General features: G+C 52.5%; 27 protein-coding genes. 26 read left to right on the top strand and 1 reads right to left on the bottom strand.

The genetic code is table 11. The features are described from left to right. The 13 genes from CLV44_RS00275 (at window position 1) to CLV44_RS17280 (ending at window position 9,988) form a co-directional block, all read left to right on the top strand. Complete coding sequence (locus CLV44_RS00275; protein WP_211298034.1) at window positions 1–1,302, top strand: ABC-three component system protein; 1,302 nt, start codon at window positions 1–3, stop codon at window positions 1,300–1,302. Further along, on the top strand, window positions 1,286–1,825 hold the full coding sequence (locus CLV44_RS00280; RefSeq protein WP_106590102.1) for an ABC-three component system middle component 1: 540 nt from the start codon (window positions 1,286–1,288) through the stop codon (window positions 1,823–1,825). The genes CLV44_RS00275 and CLV44_RS00280 overlap by 17 nt, the downstream gene beginning before the upstream one ends. After that, complete coding sequence (locus CLV44_RS00285; protein ID WP_106590103.1) at window positions 1,815–4,946, top strand: AAA family ATPase; 3,132 nt, start codon at window positions 1,815–1,817, stop codon at window positions 4,944–4,946. Before CLV44_RS00280 ends, CLV44_RS00285 begins: the two co-directional genes overlap by 11 nt. Before the next feature lie 316 nt (window positions 4,947–5,262). Beyond that, window positions 5,263–5,595, top strand: a complete 333-nt coding sequence (locus CLV44_RS00290; protein WP_106590104.1) for a hypothetical protein — start codon at window positions 5,263–5,265, stop codon at window positions 5,593–5,595. A 43-nt stretch (window positions 5,596–5,638) separates the two neighbouring features. Continuing rightward, window positions 5,639–5,998, top strand: coding sequence for a gamma-glutamylcyclotransferase family protein (locus CLV44_RS00295; protein WP_106590105.1), 360 nt, complete (start codon window positions 5,639–5,641; stop codon window positions 5,996–5,998). Window positions 5,999–6,199: 201 nt separating this feature from the next. After that, window positions 6,200–6,472, top strand: a complete 273-nt coding sequence (locus CLV44_RS17765) for a DUF6966 domain-containing protein (RefSeq protein ID WP_483869512.1) — start codon at window positions 6,200–6,202, stop codon at window positions 6,470–6,472. Between the two features lie 230 nt (window positions 6,473–6,702). Continuing rightward, on the top strand, window positions 6,703–7,224 hold the full coding sequence (locus tag CLV44_RS00305; protein ID WP_106590107.1) for a hypothetical protein: 522 nt from the start codon (window positions 6,703–6,705) through the stop codon (window positions 7,222–7,224). A gap of 29 nt (window positions 7,225–7,253) precedes the next feature. Further along, window positions 7,254–7,676, top strand: a complete 423-nt coding sequence (locus CLV44_RS00310; RefSeq protein ID WP_106590108.1) for a hypothetical protein — start codon at window positions 7,254–7,256, stop codon at window positions 7,674–7,676. 230 nt (window positions 7,677–7,906) lie between these two features. After that, a complete protein-coding gene (locus CLV44_RS00315) occupies window positions 7,907–8,191 on the top strand; it encodes a hypothetical protein (RefSeq protein ID WP_106590109.1) in 285 nt (94 codons plus the stop codon). A 229-nt stretch (window positions 8,192–8,420) separates the two neighbouring features. Then, window positions 8,421–8,879, top strand: a complete 459-nt coding sequence (locus tag CLV44_RS00320) for a hypothetical protein (protein WP_106590110.1) — start codon at window positions 8,421–8,423, stop codon at window positions 8,877–8,879. An 86-nt stretch (window positions 8,880–8,965) separates the two neighbouring features. After that, entirely contained in the window at window positions 8,966–9,310 is a 345-nt protein-coding gene (locus CLV44_RS00325) for a hypothetical protein (protein ID WP_106590111.1), read from the top strand. Window positions 9,311–9,331: 21 nt separating this feature from the next. Then, complete coding sequence (locus CLV44_RS00330) at window positions 9,332–9,778, top strand: hypothetical protein (RefSeq protein WP_146139964.1); 447 nt, start codon at window positions 9,332–9,334, stop codon at window positions 9,776–9,778. Window positions 9,779–9,826: 48 nt separating this feature from the next. Beyond that, the gene (locus CLV44_RS17280; RefSeq protein ID WP_170069218.1) at window positions 9,827–9,988 is read left to right on the top strand and encodes a hypothetical protein; all 162 of its coding nucleotides are present in this window, start codon (window positions 9,827–9,829) and stop codon (window positions 9,986–9,988) included. Window positions 9,989–10,001: 13 nt separating this feature from the next. On the opposite strand, the gene rlmF is transcribed toward CLV44_RS17280, so the two are convergent. Next, the gene (gene rlmF / locus CLV44_RS00335; protein ID WP_106590113.1) at window positions 10,002–10,928 is read right to left on the bottom strand and encodes a 23S rRNA (adenine(1618)-N(6))-methyltransferase RlmF; all 927 of its coding nucleotides are present in this window, start codon (window positions 10,926–10,928) and stop codon (window positions 10,002–10,004) included. A 265-nt stretch (window positions 10,929–11,193) separates the two neighbouring features. Between rlmF and urtA the strand changes: the two genes are divergently transcribed. The 13 genes from urtA to CLV44_RS00400 all read left to right on the top strand — a co-directional run bounded on the left by urtA (window position 11,194) and on the right by CLV44_RS00400 (window position 22,537). Continuing rightward, the gene (gene urtA, locus CLV44_RS00340; RefSeq protein ID WP_106590114.1) at window positions 11,194–12,480 is read left to right on the top strand and encodes an urea ABC transporter substrate-binding protein; all 1,287 of its coding nucleotides are present in this window, start codon (window positions 11,194–11,196) and stop codon (window positions 12,478–12,480) included. Window positions 12,481–12,545: 65 nt separating this feature from the next. Continuing rightward, entirely contained in the window at window positions 12,546–14,162 is a 1,617-nt protein-coding gene (urtB, locus tag CLV44_RS00345) for an urea ABC transporter permease subunit UrtB (RefSeq protein WP_245912547.1), read from the top strand. Then, the gene (gene urtC, locus CLV44_RS00350) at window positions 14,159–15,304 is read left to right on the top strand and encodes an urea ABC transporter permease subunit UrtC (RefSeq protein WP_106590116.1); all 1,146 of its coding nucleotides are present in this window, start codon (window positions 14,159–14,161) and stop codon (window positions 15,302–15,304) included. Before urtB ends, urtC begins: the two co-directional genes overlap by 4 nt. Continuing rightward, window positions 15,301–16,134: an urea ABC transporter ATP-binding protein UrtD gene (gene urtD / locus CLV44_RS00355; RefSeq protein WP_106590117.1), complete on the top strand. Its 834-nt coding sequence runs from the start codon at window positions 15,301–15,303 to the stop codon at window positions 16,132–16,134. The genes urtC and urtD overlap by 4 nt, the downstream gene beginning before the upstream one ends. Next, complete coding sequence (gene urtE / locus CLV44_RS00360) at window positions 16,131–16,826, top strand: urea ABC transporter ATP-binding subunit UrtE (RefSeq protein WP_106590118.1); 696 nt, start codon at window positions 16,131–16,133, stop codon at window positions 16,824–16,826. The genes urtD and urtE overlap by 4 nt, the downstream gene beginning before the upstream one ends. Before the next feature lie 10 nt (window positions 16,827–16,836). After that, window positions 16,837–17,724, top strand: a complete 888-nt coding sequence (locus CLV44_RS00365) for an urease accessory protein UreD (protein WP_106590119.1) — start codon at window positions 16,837–16,839, stop codon at window positions 17,722–17,724. A gap of 39 nt (window positions 17,725–17,763) precedes the next feature. Next, window positions 17,764–18,066, top strand: coding sequence for an urease subunit gamma (locus CLV44_RS00370; RefSeq protein WP_106590120.1), 303 nt, complete (start codon window positions 17,764–17,766; stop codon window positions 18,064–18,066). Window positions 18,067–18,079: 13 nt separating this feature from the next. Then, window positions 18,080–18,412, top strand: coding sequence for an urease subunit beta (locus CLV44_RS00375; RefSeq protein WP_106590121.1), 333 nt, complete (start codon window positions 18,080–18,082; stop codon window positions 18,410–18,412). Further along, window positions 18,412–20,118: an urease subunit alpha gene (ureC, locus tag CLV44_RS00380; protein WP_106590122.1), complete on the top strand. Its 1,707-nt coding sequence runs from the start codon at window positions 18,412–18,414 to the stop codon at window positions 20,116–20,118. Before CLV44_RS00375 ends, ureC begins: the two co-directional genes overlap by 1 nt. 24 nt (window positions 20,119–20,142) lie before the next feature. Continuing rightward, a complete protein-coding gene (ureE, locus tag CLV44_RS00385) occupies window positions 20,143–20,592 on the top strand; it encodes an urease accessory protein UreE (RefSeq protein ID WP_106590123.1) in 450 nt (149 codons plus the stop codon). After that, window positions 20,567–21,241 carry an urease accessory protein UreF gene (locus tag CLV44_RS00390; protein ID WP_106590124.1) on the top strand — a complete coding sequence of 225 codons (675 nt, stop codon included), beginning with the start codon at window positions 20,567–20,569 and terminating at the stop codon, window positions 21,239–21,241. The genes ureE and CLV44_RS00390 overlap by 26 nt, the downstream gene beginning before the upstream one ends. A gap of 34 nt (window positions 21,242–21,275) precedes the next feature. Beyond that, window positions 21,276–21,923, top strand: a complete 648-nt coding sequence (gene ureG / locus CLV44_RS00395; RefSeq protein ID WP_106590125.1) for an urease accessory protein UreG — start codon at window positions 21,276–21,278, stop codon at window positions 21,921–21,923. Between the two features lie 20 nt (window positions 21,924–21,943). Further along, the gene (locus CLV44_RS00400) at window positions 21,944–22,537 is read left to right on the top strand and encodes a HupE/UreJ family protein (RefSeq protein WP_106590126.1); all 594 of its coding nucleotides are present in this window, start codon (window positions 21,944–21,946) and stop codon (window positions 22,535–22,537) included. Window positions 22,538–22,564: the final 27 nt, after the last annotated feature.

Genomic DNA, 22,564 nt, shown 5'->3' on the forward strand with positions numbered 1-22,564 from the left:
ATGACAGTCTCTGAAATCATGCAGTCATACTGCGTTAAAGTGAATGGTGGTAGTGGCGTACTAGTAAACGCAATGACACGAGATTATTCTTATGTACTGACTGCTGCTCATGTAATTTTTGAAAAACGGGATGATATCGTTGTCCTTGATTACCAAGAGACTCCACTTGGCGTTTTATCTGTGCACATCCCTCCAGAGTGGATAGACTCAAAATTAGAGCGTTATGATTTTGCAATTTTAAAAGTTGATTATCAGGAACGAGTGGCACAAAGCAGTCTTACTGCTTCAGACTTAATTTACCGTTCCCCTCTTACTCTTGTTGGGTTCCCCGAAACAGAGAGAGATTCCTCGGATCCTATTAAAGAATATATAGGGCATAAGATTAGTGTGGCTAATGAACTTGTTATTATGTCTCTTGATGGTGGACCTGGAACAACAACGATTAGAGGCATGTCTGGTGGTGGTGTTTATAATGTTCAAGGTGAGAAAGCTTTACTCATCGGTGTTGAGTTTCAAATGGATGGAACTGGTCGTGAGCAACAGTATGGACGTGTTCAATGCCACAGTCTTGCAAGGTTCGAGGAATTAATTATAGCGAATTCAAGCGCACCAATGATCCCCGCCTATTTGGAGTGTTTTTCAAATATGCGGGACAGGATATTCTCGTTTAATGTTGTTGAACCAAATAACGTATCTAATCTTAAACTGGAACTTAAAAACGCAGCCGATTATTTAATCGAAAATGGCTTGCTTCCACCTTATAAAGTAATGGAGCAATATCACTCAGAACTTTTAGTCGATCCTACAAAGCTTGGGGATCTTAAAACCTATGAATTGTGGGTGGCATATTTGGAGTTCTTAGTGATTAGTGTATTGATTGACCAATCAGGGAGTGCAGATGATAGTTATCTGAAAGGTTTAGAGCGGAAACGTCGGTTAATATATACAAGCGATGGTACTAATTGGATCGGTCACTTGGAAGACTTACTTAAAACTGCTCGTAGGCTTTTAGATAAAGATGGGACTTTGATAGTTGCTTCTCCTGAACCAGCAGCAAGAGTATTGCCGCAAACATTTCGACTAGAAAAGGTTATAAGCAACATTTCTGTTGTTCCAAATAAAGGGCCATTCCCTGTTATTGATTCATCTGAAAGCGCGATCTTTAAAAGCTTTAAATTGACCCACTTAGAAGGTCTTCGCAATAAGTGCGTAGTAGATATTGAAGATGAATATCCAAGCTTACAAGCAGGTAAGTTGCAATCGGATTTACTGAGAGAAAAGCTAAGTGAAATTATTAATTAAAGGAATTGACCTAGAATTTTTATCTGGACAATATGAAAACATAAAGTTTCATATGCTTCGTTCTGATGATCGTCTTTCTTTTATATCTTGTATTGTATGTGTATGTGAAACGGCATGTGACATCGTAGATAATTGGCGATCTATCCAGAATATGGTGGCTGTTTATTATCAACATTCAGGTGGCTTTGATGCTTGGAACATGTATTTGGCATTTGCTTCTGTTGAAAAAATTCCTGTATGGGAAAAATATGAAATCGAAAATAATAAGTTTTCTGCGCGTAAAATAGTATTGGATGATTTTCAAGAAATACCAAATATTGGAGAGTTAATTACTGAGCTAGATAAACAGTTATTGGGTTCAGATCTAACACTCGAAAGTCGATCATGCCAGCTAGAGGAAGGTGTATCGTATCTAGAAAACTACTATCGTGGCGCTCCTTTAGATTCTAAAACTGAGTCTAGAGAAAAACGAGCATTGATGCTCGATAAAATAATTCAAAGTTTGAACAGTAATGAAAATTAAAAAAGTTGAGATCGAGGCATTTCGAGCCTACCAATCAAAGTCAGATGGAACTTTTGATTTTACACATGATGGAGAAGAGCCTGCTAATTTTGTTGCACTTTATGCTCCAAATGGCTTTGGGAAAAGTTCTTTTTACGATGCAGTAGAGTGGGCTGTTACCAATCATTTAGAAAGGCTTGGTGGAGAATACAATAAATCAAACAATCAAAGCGCAGCTAAGTCGACTAAGAGTCCGAATGAAGGGCTAAAAATTCTACGCAACAAGTACGCAGACGAAAGAGTAGACACCACAGTTGTAGTGTCCACCAAGGGTAAGAGTACCTTTGAACGTAAGCTTCCGAAGCCCCGTAGGAATCAGATCGACATTCGGATAGGGGATTATAAAAAACGAGAAAATGATTACTTTCGGCGTGTCATTCTTAGCCAAGACGAAATTGATAGGTTCCTTCGAGAAGCAAAGCCACAGGAGCGCTACTCGAAGTTCATGGAAAGCTTTGGTAGCGATATTGAGACTGCTCGCAAGGAACTGTCCGCACTTATAAATGATAACAAGTCGGAGCTAAGTGACCTTGCTAAAAAACGTGAATCTCTGCTTGAGGAATTGAAGGAACCAATTGATCTTTCGATGTTTGAGCAGTTCAATTCGGTTGCGACTGAACTTAACTCGTTGGGTGAGAGTATTGTATTACCTGATGAAAATATTTCATCTCAGAGCGTTCATAAACTTAATGCTAACCTTGTGTCACGACGGCATGAATTGAATACATCAATCCATGCTAATAGTGAAATTCTTGAAGCATTGTCAGAACGTTTAAACAAAATGCCCGAAATAGAGCTTCATGTGAGATATGAAGTAGAGCAAAAAACTAAGCTTTCTCGGCTTTTGAAAGGTGTTATTGACGCTGAAAAATATAAAGGGTTATTAGACTCATACGAAAAATGTGTAGAGGATCAGAAACAGGCGAATCTGCGCCTAAGTCATCTGATTGAAATAGCTGAAAGTGCGGAGTTTTTTTTAAAAACAGATTTCCGTCTTAAAGAGATAACTAAAACTAAAAATGATCTCACGGAAGAGTACTCCAAACTAAATGCTAAATTAGCCGGCTTTCAGGAAAACTTAAAAGAGTTAAACTACAAGCTTAAGATTGATGACGACAGAGCTTCCTTTCTAAGAAGTTCGTTGGATAGCTCTGGTCCAATTTATGCCGAGCTATCGAACAATCGGAAGCGGTTCAACGAATTAAATCAGCAAATAACTGATAAAAAAAATGAGATCCAAGCAGGTAGTACCCAGCGAGAAAAAATTAGTAGTGAATTGAAAGAATTATCTGCTTTAAAGGTTACATCTAGTTTGTTATTAGCTGGAAATATGGGAGCCATGACTTTCGAAAAAGAAAAAATAGAACAGCTAGCAAAATGTCACGCTGATCTAGATCTTCTCGAAGTACATACGCAGACTTTGCATTCTACTCAGAAAGCTTTAACAGAACAAATGGAATTGCATGAAAGGTTGATTTCCATAGGCTTGGATTATCTTAGTGTTGAATCCTCACATATTTGCCCTTTATGTACAGCTTCTCATCAATCTCCTGGAGAGCTTATAGATAAAGTTCAGAGCCAAAATTTGCTGTCTGAGCTGAGTCAAGAAAACTCTAGAAAGATCTCACAGTCTTCAGCTCGTCAGAAGGAACTTAGAGATGAAATTCAAAAAATTACTCAGCAAGCAGTAGAGTCACAGGCTCAACAACTCACCGGCCTTCGCAGTAATCTATATGAAATTGGAGCTAAACTTGCTAAAGCTGATCAGGATATAAATACTTTTGCAGGAAAGTGCAAAGACTTAAATGAAAGAAATTCTGAACTAGAGAGCTCTGTTTGGGGACTTTCAAGTCAAGAGCTTGTAACTAGAGTCGAAGCCGAGCTTAGCCAGTTATCCTTAAAGCGGCCTAATCTTATCCAGCAACAAGCAAACTTAACTTCTCAAATTCAAGTGGCTACTGAGTCGCTTACAGCCAAGCGCGTTGAGTACGGTGCGCTAGAGTCTGAAATGGAGACTAAAAGTAGTGCTCATGTTTATGTCACAGTATTGACATATCTAAATGAAAATTCTATTTCTTCTCAAGATATAAACAAGCACTGCAAAATTAAAAAAAATGAACTTGAAGCAGTTTTGCAAGGATATAGAAATTCATGTGAATCTCTGGTTAGTCAGCGCCATGATTTAAAACAAACGATGATAGTTGATGGTACATGGGTGGACTTTTCACTGTTGAGAAAAGAAAAAGAATCCTTAGATGTAGCCCTCACCAATACTCAATCAGTTATTAATGCGTTTTATAATAGTTTATCCAACATCGTGAACACTAACTCTGAGGAAACATTAGAGCAAGTAAAAGTGAAAGTAACAGCTAAGATCGACGAATGCCAGGTTCGTGCTCATGAGCTAGGAAAATTGCTAAATGGTGTTGAGCTGCTCTTAGCATTAATGACTTCATTTACGCCTTACATAAAACATATATCTACTCAGATAGAACTGGATGCCTTAGAGCGGCAGCTAGAGCAGAGAAATAAAGTTGACGAGGTTTTAGTTGCAGAAAGGACGGTCATAATAGAAAAGCTAGAATTGATAATTAATAAATTTTTCTTCGAAGACCTTATCAACTCTATTTACAAGAAGATAGACCCACATCCTACATTCAAAAAAGTAGAGTTCAAAGTTAGCTTTGAGACAGAAAAGCCAACTTTAAATATTTTGGTAAGTGATGGCGCCGGTGGAATGATATCCCCAATTCTCTATTTCAGTGCTGCCCAAACGAATATTCTAAGCTTGAGTGTATTCCTAGCGAATGCGCTCCACGCGACAGATGATGAAGGAAATTCTATTAATGTTATTCTGATCGATGACCCAATCCAATCAATGGATTCGATTAACGTCCTTTCAATGATAGACCTTTTACGTAGCATATGTTTGCAGTTTGACAAACAGCTCATAATATCGACACATGATGAAAATTTCTTTGGGCTACTCCAAAGGAAAATACCTTCGGAAGTTTTTGGTTCAAAATTTCTTCAATTGGAAAGATTTGGTGTTGTTTCGCCAGTAGAGCCGATCCTAAATTAGTTGAATGGAAGCAGTAATTAAAAAATGAATCAAGAGGCTAATCAAGGGGGCAGATTTTTTGAAACTACCACCCCCTTGACGTTAACCGCAGAAGAACAATTACTCTGCCCCATGTTCGTTCCACTCTTAGGCGGCTCAACTGAATATGCTACGGAGTTCCGCGGGCAGTTTACCTAATTCAATATCCGCTGATGGCCGGACTTGGAGATAGCCGTTAGATGGTGCAGATCACGTATAACAAGAGCAAGCACTCGGAACAAATTTTCGCTGCGTTACAATTTGTCCGATGTTGCGGGCATTACACGATGTAAATAATATGAATTTATTCTTTATCCGTCCGGGTTATGAATCAGATCATGATCTAATCGAATTTAGCGGTGATCACCGATCTGATGATTTTACTTCTGTTTTTCCCATATTGGAAAATGCTCTAAAGCCATCAAGAATTACACTGGAAGACTTTGTAACGGATGATTATGTTTGGGAATTCGAATTTGAGAGCGGGATATTCGAATTAAATGATGATTGGGGTGGCTTGTTTATCATTACTAAAACTAATCATGAAAATGTAATCAATCAGATTTCAAAAGCACTCGTGTCTTCAGGCTATTTTAAGGAGATTAAAGTTGATACAAGCCAGTACACATAACAAGGTTATGTGTTCCAAGTAAAGCTGAAAACCAGGAGTAACAATGCCGACACTATTCTCATACGGAACACTGCAACAAAAGGAAGTTCAAATTGCCAATTTTGGCCGTGAGCTTTTGGGCAAGAAAGACATGCTGCAAGGCTATATTGTGGGTGAGATTGAAATTACCGATGAGCGAGTGCTTCGGGAAAGTGGCAAAGCGATTCACCCGATCTTGCGTTTCACTGGCAATGTGGCAGATGAGGTGAGTGGTACGGTATTTGAGATTACGGATGTAGAGCTTGCGCAAGCCGATGACTATGAAGTTGATGATTACGTGCGTACGCTAGTAAAACTTCAGTCTGGTCAAGAGTGTTGGATTTATGCAGCGGCAACCGATGCAGGCAATGATGGTGGACGCTGAGAGTCAGCTGGCTGCAAAGGTTTGCCATGTGGCACCTGCTTGCTTATGTGAGAGCGAGTCAGCCTACAGCCAGTCAGGTTCTCTTGTCTAAATCCAAGTGTGTCAGTTGATATGGGAATCCAGGCTTTGCTGAAGAGCTGGCTTACCCGATACACAAGCTGGAAAAGCCGACGCCTTAACCTTGGGATTTTACCGCAAGCCATGACTTTAAATGACGAAATAAATGCCCTTAACGGCCTTTTGGTTAAGTATCAAGAGCAAAAGTGGCGGCTGCCCACCGTACAGGGGAAGCAGGATGCCACACGGATATTGAGCAAAATGGCTGGCATGGGCAGCCTAAATGATCTGTATATTAGCGCCGCTAACGGCCACAACATAGCGCCCTCGGAAGAAGACGCCGTTAATCATCTGCTTAGAACGCATTTAGCGGCGATACGTCACGGCTGTGATAGCCTGTTGTCTCAGCAAGGCTGATGATTCACGCATAGCGTTACCGTCATTGGGGTGCGTCTCAGATAAGGTAAAGGGATGTACGGTATGAGGTCTTTTATAAAATGGTTTCTGGTTTTGGTCGCAGTGCTTTTTCTGCTCGTAAACCCGGTTATTTCCATGATTCTTCTTTTTATAGCGTTCTTGATTTGGAAATAATACGTCATGCTTAGCAAAGAGCCTGTACCAAGATACTGAAGCGAAGGACGATCACCATGAATGACAATACACGTTTTACCGAGGCCAGATCCAGAATGTTGCCGCTGGGGCGGGCTGAGCACTCGTATGATCTGCTGATGTCGCATTTTGCCGGCTGTTATCTCGATATGCAGAATGCTGGCTACGATAATCTGCCTGATCTAGAGGTGCTGCATACCTGGCTGCGGGAGCTGAACTTTGTCATTCGCCCGAACCTGATTGAAGCCTGGAAACTGATGGCGGAACATTTCGGTTTTTCACTGGGGCAGAAGGTTAAGCTTGAGGGGACTCTGTTCTATCCGGTGCGGGCTTCAGTTTACCCCCATGAGCACGTTGTCACCTTCACGGGCTTTGCGGCGCTTAAAAGTGGTAAACCCGGTAAAACATCGGTTTGCGTCGAAGCGGAGGCCTCTTCGGTAGTCGAAGTATTTGACCAGCACCTTGAGGCCGAAGAGCTGCAAGCGCTCTTTTTTGAAAACATTACCCGCAGAAACCCGGTGCGATCCTTTCTGGATACAGAGCTGGCAATGTTGTCTTGAGAAAAAGGCACTTTTCACAGGAAAACGCTATGACGGGTAAAGAGTCTCAGGCAAACAAAAGCATGCTGGAATGTCTGTTTAAAGCGGTGTTCGGCTGCAGTTTTCTTATAGCGCCTGTGCTGTATTTGGTGATGCTCTCGGCTGATTTTCAATCGCTGGGTGATGAGAACGGCGAACATGCCTACGACCTGATCCGCGCGGTCATCGTGATGACCTTTTATACCAGCATGGTTTGTTTTGTTATCGCAGGCTCTTACGGTTTGCTGCTGTATAAACTGCTGACCCTGCTCCGGCTGAATAACTATCTGTTTTCTTTTCTGGTCGGCGCTTTTCCGGGGGCCTTATTGGTGTACCCCACGGCACCTAATCTGGGTATTGTGACGCTGACGCTGGGGATAGCCGTGGCGATTTCTTTTCATTATCTATTCAATCAGCCGCCCAGTAACGGCTGACAGTTGCGATTAAATAGGCTTATTGACTACGATGGTGCTTAAATTATTGACGGTTGCCGCGCTTACCGTTTTTTCGGTCTGTGCCGTCTGATCAGTGTTGCTGATGCTTCTTACTTGGTATATTGCCTGTTTTCAGCATATTTTTTGCAGCGTGATGTAGAGTTGGGCTGAATCAGGTGATCCCACAGGTAGCGTCCGCTGTCTGTTTACTGTCAAAAGGAGTTAACACGTTGGATCTGTATACGGGCACGACTCATGTGTGCTTCACCTTCCTTTTGTTTATGTCAGCCGTTTGGACGTTCTTTGCTTGGGGATTTGGACTGCTGGCGTCTAAAAAGCACTGGAGTGTCGCTTGGGGGCAGGTAGGGGATCTCTGCTGGTATGCCTTATTCGTCATGCATGGGGTGCTGTTTTATGTCCTTTGGTTTGAAACCGTGCCGGTGAGTAGTCAGTTGCTACTGCTGATAGGCCTGCATGTTGCGTTTAGATTATTGTTCATTAAGCCTGACCGCTAGGTTACTGTTCCGCGAAGGATACCGGTCAATTATCCTGGTAAAGACAGCATTGGATGTTGGCTCTTTGTGTGTTGAATCACAGAATAGTAGTGTGTCTTTTTAATACGCTGATTTTGGCAAGGGCAATCTGAAACATATCTGTCGGGAACAGTTGGATCGTTTGGATCTGCTGAGCTTACATTTATACTGAGCTTTTTACACGGCTAAAGCAGTAACCAAGGAGTGAATTTTGAGCAAGTATGTAACGGATTATCTGGAAAAATATGAGGCTGCACTTGTCTTGGTGGATTACGGGTCACCTGATAAGCGCAGAGATGTCGCTTTTGCGATGATCTGGCTGATGGTAGAGGAGCGTTCGCTGACGCGCACGATCAAGCATGACATCCTGCTGGCGTTGGCAGAGCGGGTTTTTAAAAATGAGTCCCTGCTGGATAACCTGACACAGGCAGTTTCTGAGTCTACCGTCCTGATGTTTAATTACTCACCGTTTTCGCATCTTCTGATCAAACTGAGTGCTAGTGGTCTGCTGAACATGGACACGGTTCAGCATATATTTGATCACCTGAATACAGAGTACAAGAAATACAGCGGTGGTTCCTGCATGCAGGATTCCGTTTATAACGTGCCGTTTTATGGCTTTAACTGTGCCGCTTTAAACCGTTGTCTTCTAGCAGCAAAACCGACCTGACAGTGCGGTATGACCGGTTGTCGTATTCAGGTTGCAGACCGTTAAGACGGTATCGGTTTTAGGCTGATACTTCAGAGGATATTCGTATGCAATGGATCGCTATTCTGGCCGCTGTAGGCTGGTGTTTTTTGCAGGCTTTTTTGTTGTTTTTCTCCGTGCAGTGCATGTTTGGGCTGGTTGATTTTGAAAGGCATCGTTCGCGCTTTCCGTGGCTGGATGAGATGTTTTCGTCTCTGGTGATGCTGATGTTTTACGCCTTGCTGTTACTGCCGTTTATCTCCTGTGCGGTGTTTATCTATGGCGTCATGGGTATTACCGACTGGCAACAGCTGATGCCGGGTGTGTGGGTGTCTGTGGGCTGGCTGGTCACTCTGGTACTGTTTTTTGTCGGGCTGACCGTTAAAGAGCAGTTGCAAAGGCGGTGGCCTTAAATACGAAAGAAGGACGATATTGTGCACTTTATGGACCCTTTCCCGGCCCGGTGCGAGTTTTGTCAGTATCTGGCCTATTATCCGCTGGAGCCGCTTAAAGCTGAAAAAGCCGGCTGTTTGTCCTGTGGTAAGGTGCTGCGTAAAGCTGCACGGAGTATGCGGCACACGCTGAGAGAGCACGGTATTGAGATTTGGCGCCATGCGCTGGTCTTTGAGTTGATGCTGAAAGCTGATGTTGACCTGGATCTGGTGTCCGATGAGGAGTTTGATAACGCCACCACGCTGTCGGCGGTTATCGCGCTGTTGCAGCAGGGGGCGTCAGCGATGACTCCCCGTGAAGTGCTGGATTTTGAGATGCTGGATTATCTCCGCACAACTCTGGATGAAGCACAGTTGCTGAGTCTTGATCTGAAAGCACTGGCTCGGTTGGCGTACCCTGAAGATCCTGAGCCGTACGACATGTTCTAGCCTGTCAGAACCCGCCGAAAACCCGAAAACGATCACGATAAGAAGCCTATGAACCAAAATCTCGCAGACCAGCTGATCAATATGATGAACGAGGATCAGCGTTTATGGCGCAGTGTGTCGGCTTGCTTGAAGAGGCCGTTGGCAGAGCACCTGGCGCAAATGCTGGAGCAAGAGCGGACGCGCCGTGCCAATGTCGACAAGACGCGTTAACCCCGCGTGGCCGTTACATAAACGTCCACGCCAATATACGGGTGATTTTATTGCCCTGTTTCATCTCGATTTCCCGCACATCAACCGCGCCCAGCTTGCGGATCAGCTTGGTTGCAGGCTTCACGTTTTCCGCTTTCGACACCAGGCTGCTAAACCAGCGGCATTGTGTTGAAAAAGCCTGGCTTTCTTTAATCATCTTTTTAAGGAAAGCCTGCTCGCCACCCTTACACCAGAGTTCCGCTGCCTGGCCGCCGAAGTTCAGCGTGGCCGAGCGGGTGGCTTTCTCACCGCGATTACGCGCCAGGTTACTGAGTTTACGCTGGCTGCCTTTGAGTGCTTCATCTTCAGAGGCATGAAAGGGCGGGTTGCATACGCTCACATCAAAAAACTCGCCGGGCTGAATAATCCCCTCAAAGATGTGATTTTTGTCGTGTTGCCTGCGCAGGGTGAAGCGCTCTTTCAGGCTGGGATTTTTGGCGATAATCGCGGCAACATTGTCCAGTGATTGCGTATTGATATCACTGCCCACGCATTGCCAGCCGTATAGCTGGCAGGCGAGTAGCGGGTAGATGCCGTTGGCCCCGGTGCCGATATCCAGCAGGGTGACGTGGGTCGCCTTAAGCCCAGGCAGGTCTGCGATGTAATGGATGTAGTCGGCTCGGCCAGGAATGGGCGGGCACAGCGCACCTTCAGGAATATCCCAGTCCACAATGTTGTAATGCTGCTTCAACAGCGCGGCATTCAGGGCTTTTACCGCCAGCGGGTCGGCGAAGTCGATGGACAGGTTGCCGTACGCATTCTGGCTCACATATTGGGCGAGCGGCGGGTAGCTGTTGATCAGCGCGGGAAAATCATAGCCGTGCGCGTGCAGATTTCTCGGGTGCAGGCCTTTGCGATCAGGTTGGTTCGGGCTTTTTTCTGTAGGACGGCGTGGGCGCACAGCAGTATATCCGAGGGTCAGGCTTTAACCGGTGAGTGATATCGGGTGAGGGCGTGATTATAGCCCTAGTCCATTAGCTCGGTATACCTGGCCCGTGCCTACGTCATTTGACGTATCCCCCTGCGTCATTGCGCGCATACCCCTGGTGCCTTGCCTTCTGAATAATCAATCGGGCACTGAGTTGTTTTCCCGGTCCTGTCAGGGCCGACCGATAACGAAGGTTGTGCGGGGCTGGAACCGCTGCGCAACCCAAGGGGGTACTGCAATGAAGATCAAATCACTGGCTGTCGGCGTGGCGCTGGCAATGGGCGCATCCTCACTCTCGTTCAGCGTACTGGCGGCCGATACCATCAAGGTGGGTGTGCTGCACTCGCTGTCGGGCACCATGGCGATCAGCGAAACCACGCTGAAAGACACCGTGCTGATGATGATTGAAGAGCAGAACAAGAAGGGTGGTCTGCTGGGCAAACAGCTGGAACCGGTGGTGGTAGACCCTGCTTCCAACTGGCCGCTGTTTGCCGAGAAGACCCGTGAGCTGCTGACACAGGAAGACGTGGACGTGATCTTCGGTTGCTGGACGTCGGTATCGCGCAAGTCCGCGTTGCCGGTGCTGGAAGAGCTGAACGGCCTGATGTTCTATCCGGTGCAGTATGAAGGCGAAGAGTCGTCCAAGAACGTGTTCTACACCGGTGCCGCGCCGAACCAGCAGGCGGTTCCTGCGGTGGATTACCTGATGAACGAGTTGGGTGTCGAGCGTTGGGTGCTGGCCGGTACGGATTACGTTTACCCGCGCACCACCAACAAGATCCTCGAAGCCTACCTGAAAGCCAATGGCGTGGCCGAAGCGGACATCATGATCAATTACACCCCCTTCGGTCATTCCGACTGGCAGTCGATTGTTTCCGACATCAAGAAATTCGGTGGCGAAGGCAAGAAGACAGCGGTTGTGTCCACCATCAATGGCGATGCCAACGTGCCGTTCTACAAGGAGCTGGGTAACCAGGGCGTCTCCTCTGAAGATATCCCAGTGGTCGCGTTCTCTGTGGGTGAAGAGGAGCTGTCTGGTATTGATACCGCACCGCTGGTCGGCCACATGGCCGCCTGGAACTATTTCCAGAGCGTTGATACCGACCTGAACAGTGAATTCATCCAGAAGTGGCACGCCTTTACCGGTGATGACTCACGCGTCACCAACGACCCGATGGAAGCAACCTATGTCGGCTTCAACATGTGGGCGCAGGCGGTGCAACAGGCGGGCACCACCGATGTCGATGCGGTCGAGCAGGCGATGATCGGCCAGGAAGTACCCAATCTGACCGGCGGCACGGCGCTGATGAACAAGAACCACCATCTGAGCAAGCCGGTACTGATCGGTGAGATTCAGGATGACGGCCAGTTTGAAGTGGTCTGGGAAACCGAAGGCGTTGTGCCCGGTGATGCCTGGTCCGACTTCCTGCCGGGGTCCATGGATCTGATCGCTGACTGGACCGCGCCGATCACCTGTGGCAACTACAACGTCAAGACCGAATCTTGCGGTGGTCAGGCCAACTGATCGATGCCCGGTGTGACCCTGCCTGCGGGCGGGGTCGCCTGTTGTCATTCGACGGAGTACATCCTGTGAAACATTTACTCGCAATGCTCGGCTGCTGGCTGGGTCTGCTGCTGGTCACGCCGGTGGTACAGGCCGCGAACACGCCGCTGCCGCCTACACTGGAACCGCTGCTTGAAGCGCTGGTTGATGCCAAGTTGAGTCAGGCCGCGCCAGTACTGACGAGGCTTGAAGCCGAGGGCGGCGAAGCAATACTGCCCCTGTTTCGCACCATGCTGGCAGGGGATCTCTACTACATCAAAGCGTCAAAGCGAGTGATTGCGGTGACCGAAATGGCGGGTGAGGAAACGCAACTCGACCTGCTCAGCGGTGCCCCGATCGACCGCTTGTCCAAACGCGAGATCAGCAAGATCCGCGTCAATAACTCATTGCGTGGCCAGCTGCGTGATGCCATCTCCCGTTTGCAGTTGGGGTCTGTCAGTGCCTCGGTGCGTGAAGCCGCCGTGCGTGCGCTGCTGTCGGATCTTGCCCCCGGCACGCTGGACGCGATCCGTGTTGCCCGTCTCAATGAAGGGTCTGCTGACGTGCGCGAGGTGATGGATATGGCGCTGGCGCTGAACCGCCTGAACACGGCCACTGAAGCCGCTGACCGTATTGAAGCCATTGCGCAGCTTGAGGGCAGTCTTGAAGGCCCGGTGCGCAATGCCCTGAACCGTATTGCCGACAGCGACCCTGTGCCTCAGGTGCAGCAAGCGGCGCAGAAGGCGCTGGTCGGTATTGAGCAGAGGGTGGAGTTCTACGCCTTTATTGATCAGCTGTTTTTTGGTTTGAGCCTGGGCTCGGTGCTGCTGCTGGCGGCGATCGGTCTGGCGATCACCTTTGGTGTGATGGGCGTGATCAACATGGCCCACGGCGAGATGATCATGTTGGGCGCGTACACCACCTATGTGGTGCAGCTGCTGATGCCCAACCATATCGACTATTCATTGTGGGTGGCGATCCCGATGGCGTTTATCGTCGCCGGTTTGGCGGGTGTGCTGCTGGAACGTCTGGTGATTCGTCACCTGCACGGTCGGCCGCTGGAAACGCTGCTGGCCACGTTCGGTGTCAGTCTGGTGCTGCAGCAGCTGGTCCGCACCGTGTTTTCGCCGCTGAACCGTCAGGTGGCCTCACCTGAATGGATGAGCGGCTCCTGGGAGATCAACCCGGTACTGTCGCTGACGCTGAACCGGCTCTACATTCTGGCGTTTGCACTGCTGGTGTTCTTTGCCCTGATGCTGCTGTTGAAGAAAAGCTCGCTCGGCCTGAACGTGCGTGCGGTGTCGCAAAACCGTGATATGGCCCGTTCCATGGGTATCCGTACCGGTTGGGTGGATGCCATGACCTTTGGCCTGGGGTCCGGTATTGCCGGGATTGCCGGGGTGGCACTGAGCCAGCTGACCAACGTCGGCCCCAATCTGGGTCAGGCGTACATCATCGATTCGTTCATGGTGGTGGTGTTTGGCGGTGTCGGTAACCTCTGGGGCACGCTGGTGGCAGCTTTCTCGCTGGGGATCGCCAACAAGTTCCTGGAGCCGGTCACCGGCGCGGTGCTGGCCAGCATTCTGGTTCTGGTCTTCATCATCCTGTTTATCCAGAAGCGTCCCAAGGGACTCTTCCCGCAGAAAGGGAGGGCGGCTGAATGAACTGGCTGACTCAGCTGTTTGCTGCCGGGCGTACCCCCGGCAACCGGGTGCTGCCGTTCGTGACGGTGCTGTTCGCCGTCACTGCGCTGGCCTCCATGGCCAATCTGTTACTGCCTGAAACCTCGCCGCTGCACGTGAGCACCTACACCATCACGCTGCTGGGCAAGTATCTCTCCTACGCGATGCTGGCGTTGGCGGTGGATGTGATCTGGGGCTATTGCGGCATTTTGAGCCTGGGCCACGGTGCCTTCTTTGCCCTCGGCGGTTACGCCATGGGCATGTACCTGATGCGCCAGATCGGTGATCGCAGCGTCTACGGCAACCCGGACTTGCCCGATTTCATGGTGTTCCTCAACTGGGACAGTCTGCCCTGGTACTGGCTGGGCATGGATCAGTTCTGGTTCGCCATGCTGATGGTGCTGTTGGTGCCCGGCGTGTTGGCCTTCGTGTTCGGTTGGCTGGCGTTCCGCTCGCGGGTGACCGGTGTCTATCTGTCGATCATGACGCAGGCGCTGACCTATGCCTTGATGCTGGCGTTCTTCCGTAACGAGATGGGGTTTGGCGGCAACAACGGCCTGACCGACTTCAAGGAGATCCTTGGCTTTGATCTGCAATCCGACGCCACCCGTGTGGCCCTGTTTGCCATCACCGCGCTGCTGCTGGGGCTGATCTATGTGGTCAGCCACCTGATCCTCAAGTCCCGCATGGGCAAGGTGATTGTGGCGATCCGTGATGGTGAGTCCCGCACGCGCTTCCTTGGCTATCGCACCGACCGTTACAAGGTCTGGCTGTTTGTCTACTCGGCGCTGATCGCGGCGATCGCCGGGGCCATGTATGTCCCTCAGGTCGGCATCATCAATCCGGGCGAGTTCTCGCCGCTCAACTCCATCGAAGTGGTGGTCTGGGTTGCGGTTGGTGGGCGCGGCACCTTGTATGGCGCGGTCATCGGTGTGCTGCTGGTCAACTACGCGAAAACCCGCTTCACCGCGATCATGCCGGAAGGTTGGCTGTTCGCACTGGGTCTGCTCTTTGTGCTGGTGACGCTGTATCTGCCCAAGGGGCTGGCAGGCTTGTGGGGGCAGCTGACAGCGGGCCGTCAGCGCAAGGCTGACACGGCATTACCACAGGAGGCTCACCCATGAATGCACTGGATAACGCCCGTGAACTGATGCGCCCGGATCGGGTCTGGCCCTTCCTGGTGCCGCCCGCGCCACCGATCGATGTGTCCAAGCAGGTGCTGCTGTACGTGGAAGGGCTGAGTGTCAGCTTTGATGGCTTCAAGGCGCTGAATGATCTCAATCTGTATATCAATGACGGCGAGCTGCGCTGCCTGATCGGGGCCAACGGGGCGGGCAAAACCACGCTGATGGATGTGATCACCGGCAAGACGCAGTGTGATCAGGGCAGTGTCTATTTCGGCCAGACCCTCAATCTGTTGGAAAGAAGCGAGCCGGAAATTGCCCAGCTGGGAATCGGCCGCAAGTTCCAGAAGCCCACAGTGTTCGAGGCGCATACGGTACTCGATAACCTGGAGATGTCGCTGAAAACGGCCAAGGGGATCTGGCAGACGCTGATGGCGCGGCTGTCGCCCGGCGAGATGGATCGCATTGATCACGTACTGGGGATCATCGGCCTTAAAGCGCAGCGATTCAGGCTGGCCGGGGCGCTGTCGCACGGGCAGAAACAGTGGCTGGAGATCGGCATGCTGCTGGTTGCGGAGCCACGCCTGTTGCTGATCGATGAGCCGGTTGCCGGGATGACCGCTGAAGAAACCGAGCGCACCGCCGAACTGCTCACCTCCTTGGCAGGCGAGCATACCGTGGTGGTGGTCGAACACGACATGGAGTTCGTGCGCAGCATCGCCCGTACCGTCACCGTGTTGCATCAGGGCTCGGTTCTGGCCGAAGGCACCATGGAGCAGGTGCAGAACAACCGTGACGTGATCGAAGTATATCTGGGGGAAGACGCATGATCTCGATCCGACAAGTGAATCAGCTCTACGGTGGCACCCGCATTCTCTGGGATCTGGAGCTGGAGATCGAAGCCGGTTCCTGTACCTGCATCATGGGCCGCAACGGCGTCGGCAAGACCACTCTGTTGAAATGTCTGATGGGGCTGCTGCCGATTGAGAGCGGTGAAATTCTGCTGCAGGGCGAGCCGCTGCACAGCCGTCCGGCGGAGTATCGCGCCCGCGCCGGGATCGGCTATGTACCCCAGGGACGCGATATCTTTCCGCTGTTGACGGTGGAAGAAAACCTGCGCATCGGGCTGCCGGTCCGCAAGGATGGTGCGAAGGCGATTCCCGACAAGATCTTCGAACTGTTCCCGGTGCTGGGCGACATGATGCATCGCCGTGGCGGTGATCTGTCGGGCGGACAACAGCAGCAGTTGGCGATTGGGCGGGCGCTGGTGATCGACCCCAAAGTGCTGATTCTGGATGAACCCAACGAAGGCATACAGCCCAATATCGTCAAACAGATTGGTGACGTGATCCTCAAGCTGAACGAAGAGGAGGGGATGACCGTGATCCTGGTGGAGCAGAAGCTGGGCTTTGCCCGCCGTGTGGGTAAGGAGTTTCGCCTGATGGAGAAAGGCCGCATCGTCGCCGCGGATCGCATGGATAACCTCAATGATGAGTTGATTCGCCAGTATCTGGCGGTCTGAGGATGATCGGATGAATATGCCGCTGACTTCACCCCCGTTGACCTCGGCCCCGGATGTAGAGCCTTCCCGCTGGCATGCGCGCCTGTCATTGGGGCTGAAGCGCACGGCACGCGGGACGCGGGTGGCCAGCGCCGAACGTTTCGGGCCGCTGCATCTGCAAAAACCGTTTTACCCGGAAGGGCCGGACCTGGCGCATCTGTACCTGCTGCATCCGCCCGGCGGCATGGTGTCCGGTGATCTGCTGGAGATTGAAGCCCGGTTGGACGCTGACACGGCGGCGCTGATCACCACCCCGGGTGCCGGGCGTGTGTACCGTGCCCGCCCCGACCGCACTCTGCAGCATCAGCGGGTCACGCTGGAGGTGGGTGCCGGCAGCTCACTGGAGTGGCTGCCGCTGGAAACCATCCTCTACCCGAACGCCCGCACCCGGCTGGAAGTGGAGGTGGCGCTGACAGGCGATGCCCGTTTTATCGGCTGGGAAGTGACCAGCCTTGGATTACCGGCCTGCGGTGAGGATTTTGCTGCAGGCGAGCTGCACCAGCGTCTGCAGATTCGCCGCGACGGTCGGCTGCTGCTGCGCGAACAGCTGCTGCTGGATGAACACAGCCACGCCGTGCTGACCGGCAAGGCGGGTCTGCAAGGGCAGCCGGTGACGGGATTGATGGTGGCAGGGCCGTTCACGCCGGAACAGGTCGAACCGTTGCTGGAACCGCTGCGCGCATGCTGTGAGCAGGATGAGCTGTTGGCCGGAGTCAGTTTGAGTGGTGAATTTCTGCTTATCCGCACCCTGGGACGGTGCTCTGAACAAGCCCGGCGCTGCCTTGAACAGTGCTGGGGCTTGATCCGCCCGACCCTGATCGGCCGTGAGGCCTGCGCCCCCCGAATCTGGGCTACCTGATTGCAACCGGTCTGCGGCTGCAGACCGAAGGAGATATCGATGGAATTGCTGCCAAGAGAGAAAGACAAGCTGCTGATTTTCACCGCCGCGCTGCTGGCGGAACGCCGCCTGAATCGCGGCCTGAAGCTGAATTACCCGGAAGCGGTGGCCTACATCACCATGGAAATCATCGAAGGTGCCCGTGATGGCCGCACCGTGGCCGAGCTGATGGGCTTCGGCAAAACCCTGCTCAGCGCCGATCAGGTGATGGACGGGGTGCCGGAGATGATCGATGAGGTGCAGGTGGAAGCCACCTTCCCCGATGGCACCAAGCTGGTCACCGTGCATCAGCCGATTGTTTAACGAGGAGAGTCCGATGATTCCCGGAGAAATTCAGAGCGCCCCCGGCGATATCGAGCTGAACCTGGGTCGCAAGACCACTCGGCTACGGGTGGAAAACCACGGTGATCGGCCGGTACAGGTCGGTTCCCACTACCACTTTTACGAGGTCAACCCCGCGCTGGTGTTCGACCGTGACGCCACCCGAGGCTTTCGCCTCAATATCGCCTCCGGCACCGCCGTGCGGTTCGAGCCTGGGCAGGGGCGTGAGATTGAGCTGGTGGAATATGCCGGTAGCCGCACCATCTATGGCTTCCGTGGTGAAGTGATGGGGCCGCTGGATGCACCGGCAGCAGGGGAGGACAGCTGATGGCCAAAATGGACCGACACAGTTACGCGCAGATGTTCGGCCCCACCGTGGGCGACCGCGTTCGTCTGGGTGATACCGAACTCTGGATCGAGGTCGAGAAGGACTTCACCACCTATGGCGACGAAGTGAAGTTTGGTGGCGGCAAGGTGATCCGTGATGGCATGGGGCAGAGCCAGCTCACCAACGAGGTGGCGATGGATCTGGTGATCACCAACGCCCTTATTCTGGATCACTGGGGCATCGTCAAGGCGGATGTGGGCATCAAGGCCGGGCGCATCCACACCATCGGCAAGGCGGGCAACCCGGATATTCAGGACAACGTCGATATCGTCATCGGGCCGGGCACCGAAGTGATCGCCGGTGAGGGGGCGATTCTCACCGCCGGCGGCATTGATGCCCATATCCATTTCATCTGCCCGCAGCAGGTGGAAGAGGCGCTGATGTCGGGCGTCACCACCATGATTGGCGGCGGCACCGGCCCGGCCACCGGCACCAAGGCCACGACTTGCACGCCGGGGCCCTGGTATCTGGGCAAGATGCTGCAATCCACCGACGAAATGCCGATGAACCTCGGCTTTCTCGGCAAGGGTAACGCCAGCCAGCCCGAAGCGCTGCGTGAGCAGCTGGATGCCGGAGCCTGTGGCCTGAAGCTGCACGAAGACTGGGGTACCACACCGGCCTCGATCGACTGCTGCTTGAGCGTGGCGGACGCGTACGACGTACAGGTGGCGATCCATACCGATACCCTGAACGAGTCCGGCTTTGTCGACGATACCATCGGTGCATTCAAGAACCGCGTGATCCACACCTACCACACCGAAGGGGCCGGTGGCGGTCATGCGCCGGATATCATCCGCGCCTGTGGTTACCCGAACGTGCTGCCATCGTCTACCAATCCGACGCGACCCTACACGGTCAACACGGTGGATGAGCATCTCGACATGCTGATGGTCTGTCACCATCTGGACAGTAATATCCCCGAAGATGTCGCGTTTGCCGATTCCCGTATCCGCAAGGAAACCATCGCCGCCGAAGATATTTTCCATGATCGGGGTGCATTCAGCATGATCTCCTCCGATTCGCAGGCGATGGGCCGCGTCGGTGAAGTGGTTACCCGTACCTGGCAGACCGCCCACAAGATGAAGCTGCAGTTTGGTCTGTTGCCGGAAGATGCCGACCTCGGTGCGGACAACTTCCGTGCCCGTCGCTATATCGCCAAGTACACCATCAACCCGGCCATTACCCATGGCATCGCCCATGAAGTGGGCTCCATCGAGCCCGGCAAACTGGCCGATCTGGTGCTGTGGAAGCCCGCCTTTTTCGGCATCAAACCGGCGCTGATCATCAAGGGCGGCATGATTGCGGCTGCGCCGATGGGTGATCCCAACGCCTCGATTCCGACACCTCAGCCGGTGCACTACCGGCCGATGTTCGGGGCGCAGGGGCGGGCGGCTGCGGAAACTTCGGTGACCTTTGTCAGCAAGGCTGCGCTGGATTCGGGCCTGCGCGAGCAGCTGGGGCTGACGCGTCGTTTGGTGGCGTGTGGCAATACGCGCACCCTCACCAAGGCCAACATGGTGCTGAATGACTGGCTGCCCGAGATCAGTGTCGACCCGCAGACCTATGAAGTGCGGGCTGATGGCGAACTGCTGACCTGCGAACCGGTCGATGTGTTGCCGCTGGCGCAGCGTTATTCATTGTTTTAAAGGCACTGTTTAAGGAGAACAACCATGTTCGAAGTACATGAACGTCTGGGGACGCATTGTCATGCACCGGTCGCGGCAAAAGTGGTGCTGACCCATGATCAGCGTGATCGGGGACGGCTGAAATTGACCAGTGATACCGGTGAGGAGGTCCGGGTATTTCTGGAACGGGGCAAGCCGCTGTTGGTGGGGGAATATCTCAAGGCGGTATGTGGGCGGCATCTGCAGGTTGAAGGTGCGAAAGAACCGGTACTGGAAGCGCGCTGTGATGACTGGAACACCTTCGCCCGTGCCTGTTACCACTTGGGTAATCGCCATGTGCGTATTGAAGTAGGGGATCGCCTGCTCCGAATCAAGCCTGACCATGTGCTGGAAGAGATGTTGAATCTGCTCGGGCTTGAAACCGGTCTGCACGAGGCTGTGTTCATGCCGGAATCCGGAGCCTATGCCCATGGCCAGCACCATCACGACCACTGACCACGCCCTGTTGCGGCTGCTGCAACTGAGCAGTGTCAGCCTGCCGGTGGGAGGCTACGCCTTTTCGCAGGGGCTGGAATACGCCATCGACACCGGTTGGGTGAGCAAGGCCGATCAGATCGCCGACTGGCTGGAGCTGCAGCTGCTGCACAGCGTAGCCCGCACTGACCTGCCGCTGTTGCGGTTGGCGATGCAGGCCGACACAGAGCAGCGTTGGCAAACGTTGAACGACCTGTCACTGGCCTGCCGTGAAACCCGCGAGCTGCGCCTGACCGACAGCGCCATGGGCGCGGCGTTGCGTCGGGTGCTGAAGAACCTCGGTATTGAGGTGCCCGAAACACTGCGCAAGGAGGTCAGTTTTATTGTGCTGTTCGCCTTTGCGGCGCGTTATTGGCAGATCAATGGCGAGTTGGCCGCATTGGGTTTGGGCTGGTCGTGGCTGGAAAATCAGGTTGCGGCAGCCACCAAGCTGGTGCCGCTGGGACAAACCCAGGCACAGCAGCTGCTCAATGATCTGCAACCGCTGCTGCCGCAAGCGTTCGAGATTGCCAAGGGCGTTGATGAAGAGGCGATCGGTGTTGGCCTGCCAACACTGGCGATCGCCAGCAGTCGCCATGAAATTCAGTATTCAAGGCTGTTCCGTTCCTGAACGGGGAGCCGCCAGTCACAAGAGGAAATACGCGATGAGCAACCCGAAACAGACATTGAGAGTGGGCGTTGGTGGGCCGGTCGGTTCCGGCAAAACGGCACTGTTGCGCTCGCTCTGTGCCGCCATGCGCGATTATTACGATATCGCCGTGGTGACCAATGATATCTACACTCAGGAAGACGCCAAGTTTCTGACTGAACATGAGGCACTGAGTGCCGACCGTATTATCGGGGTCGAAACCGGAGGCTGTCCGCATACGGCGATCCGTGAAGATGCATCGATGAATCTGGCGGCGATTGATCAGCTGGTCGAGCGCCACGGTGCGCTGGATGTGGTGTTTGTCGAGAGTGGCGGTGACAACCTCAGCGCAACCTTCAGCCCCGAGCTGTCCGACCTGACCATCTATGTGATCGACGTTTCAGCCGGTGACAAGATTCCGCGCAAGGGTGGCCCCGGCATCACCAAGTCGGATCTGCTGATCATCAACAAGATCGACCTGGCCCCGCTGGTTGGTGCATCGCTGGAGGTGATGGATCGGGATGCGCGCAGGATGCGCGGCGAGCGTCCGTTCATCTTTGCCAATCTGAAAGCGGCACAGGGGCTGGATGACATTATCGGCTTCATCATCAGCGAAGGGATGCTGGACGCCAAAACCCTGCCACCCGCCAAGGCGGTGGTGTGATCATGTTCAAGGAGAACGTTATGCGTACATCATTTGTTGTGGCTGTCACCGCTGTCACCGCTGTCACCGCTGTTGCGCTGTTGCCGGGTGCGGCGCTGGCCCACACCGGCCATGAAGTGTCAGGGTTTGTCAGTGGACTGGCGCATCCGGTGGGGGGGGCCGACCACCTGCTGGCCATGCTGGCTGTCGGCTTGTGGGCAGCGCGTCTGGGCGGTTGTGCCCTTTGGCTGGTGCCACTTACGTTTGTGACCACCATGGTGTTGGGCAACGCGCTGGCACTGTCGGGCGTATCGCTGGCGCTGACCGAGCAGGGTATCGGTGTTTCTGTGGTTGTGCTCGGGCTGTTGCTGGCTTGTGCGGCACGTTTTGCGACCCCGGTGTGCATGGCCATTGCCGGCGGCTTTGCTCTCTTTCACGGTCTGGCGCACGGGGCTGAAATGCCGTTAACTGCCACTGGCTTCACCTATGCGGCGGGCTTCACTCTGGCAACGCTGGGCCTGCACCTGCTCGGTATGCTGTTGGGTAAGGTGGGGGACGAGGCGCGCGCACGGTTGTTCAGTCGTGTGACCGGGGGCGCGATTGCGCTGACCGGTGTGGCACTGCTGGCGGCCTGAGGTACACTGTTCGGCATCTGAGCAGGG

The sequence above is a fragment of the Marinobacterium halophilum genome (assembly GCF_003014615.1).
In the GTDB taxonomy this organism is placed as follows: domain Bacteria; phylum Pseudomonadota; class Gammaproteobacteria; order Pseudomonadales; family Balneatricaceae; genus Marinobacterium; species Marinobacterium halophilum.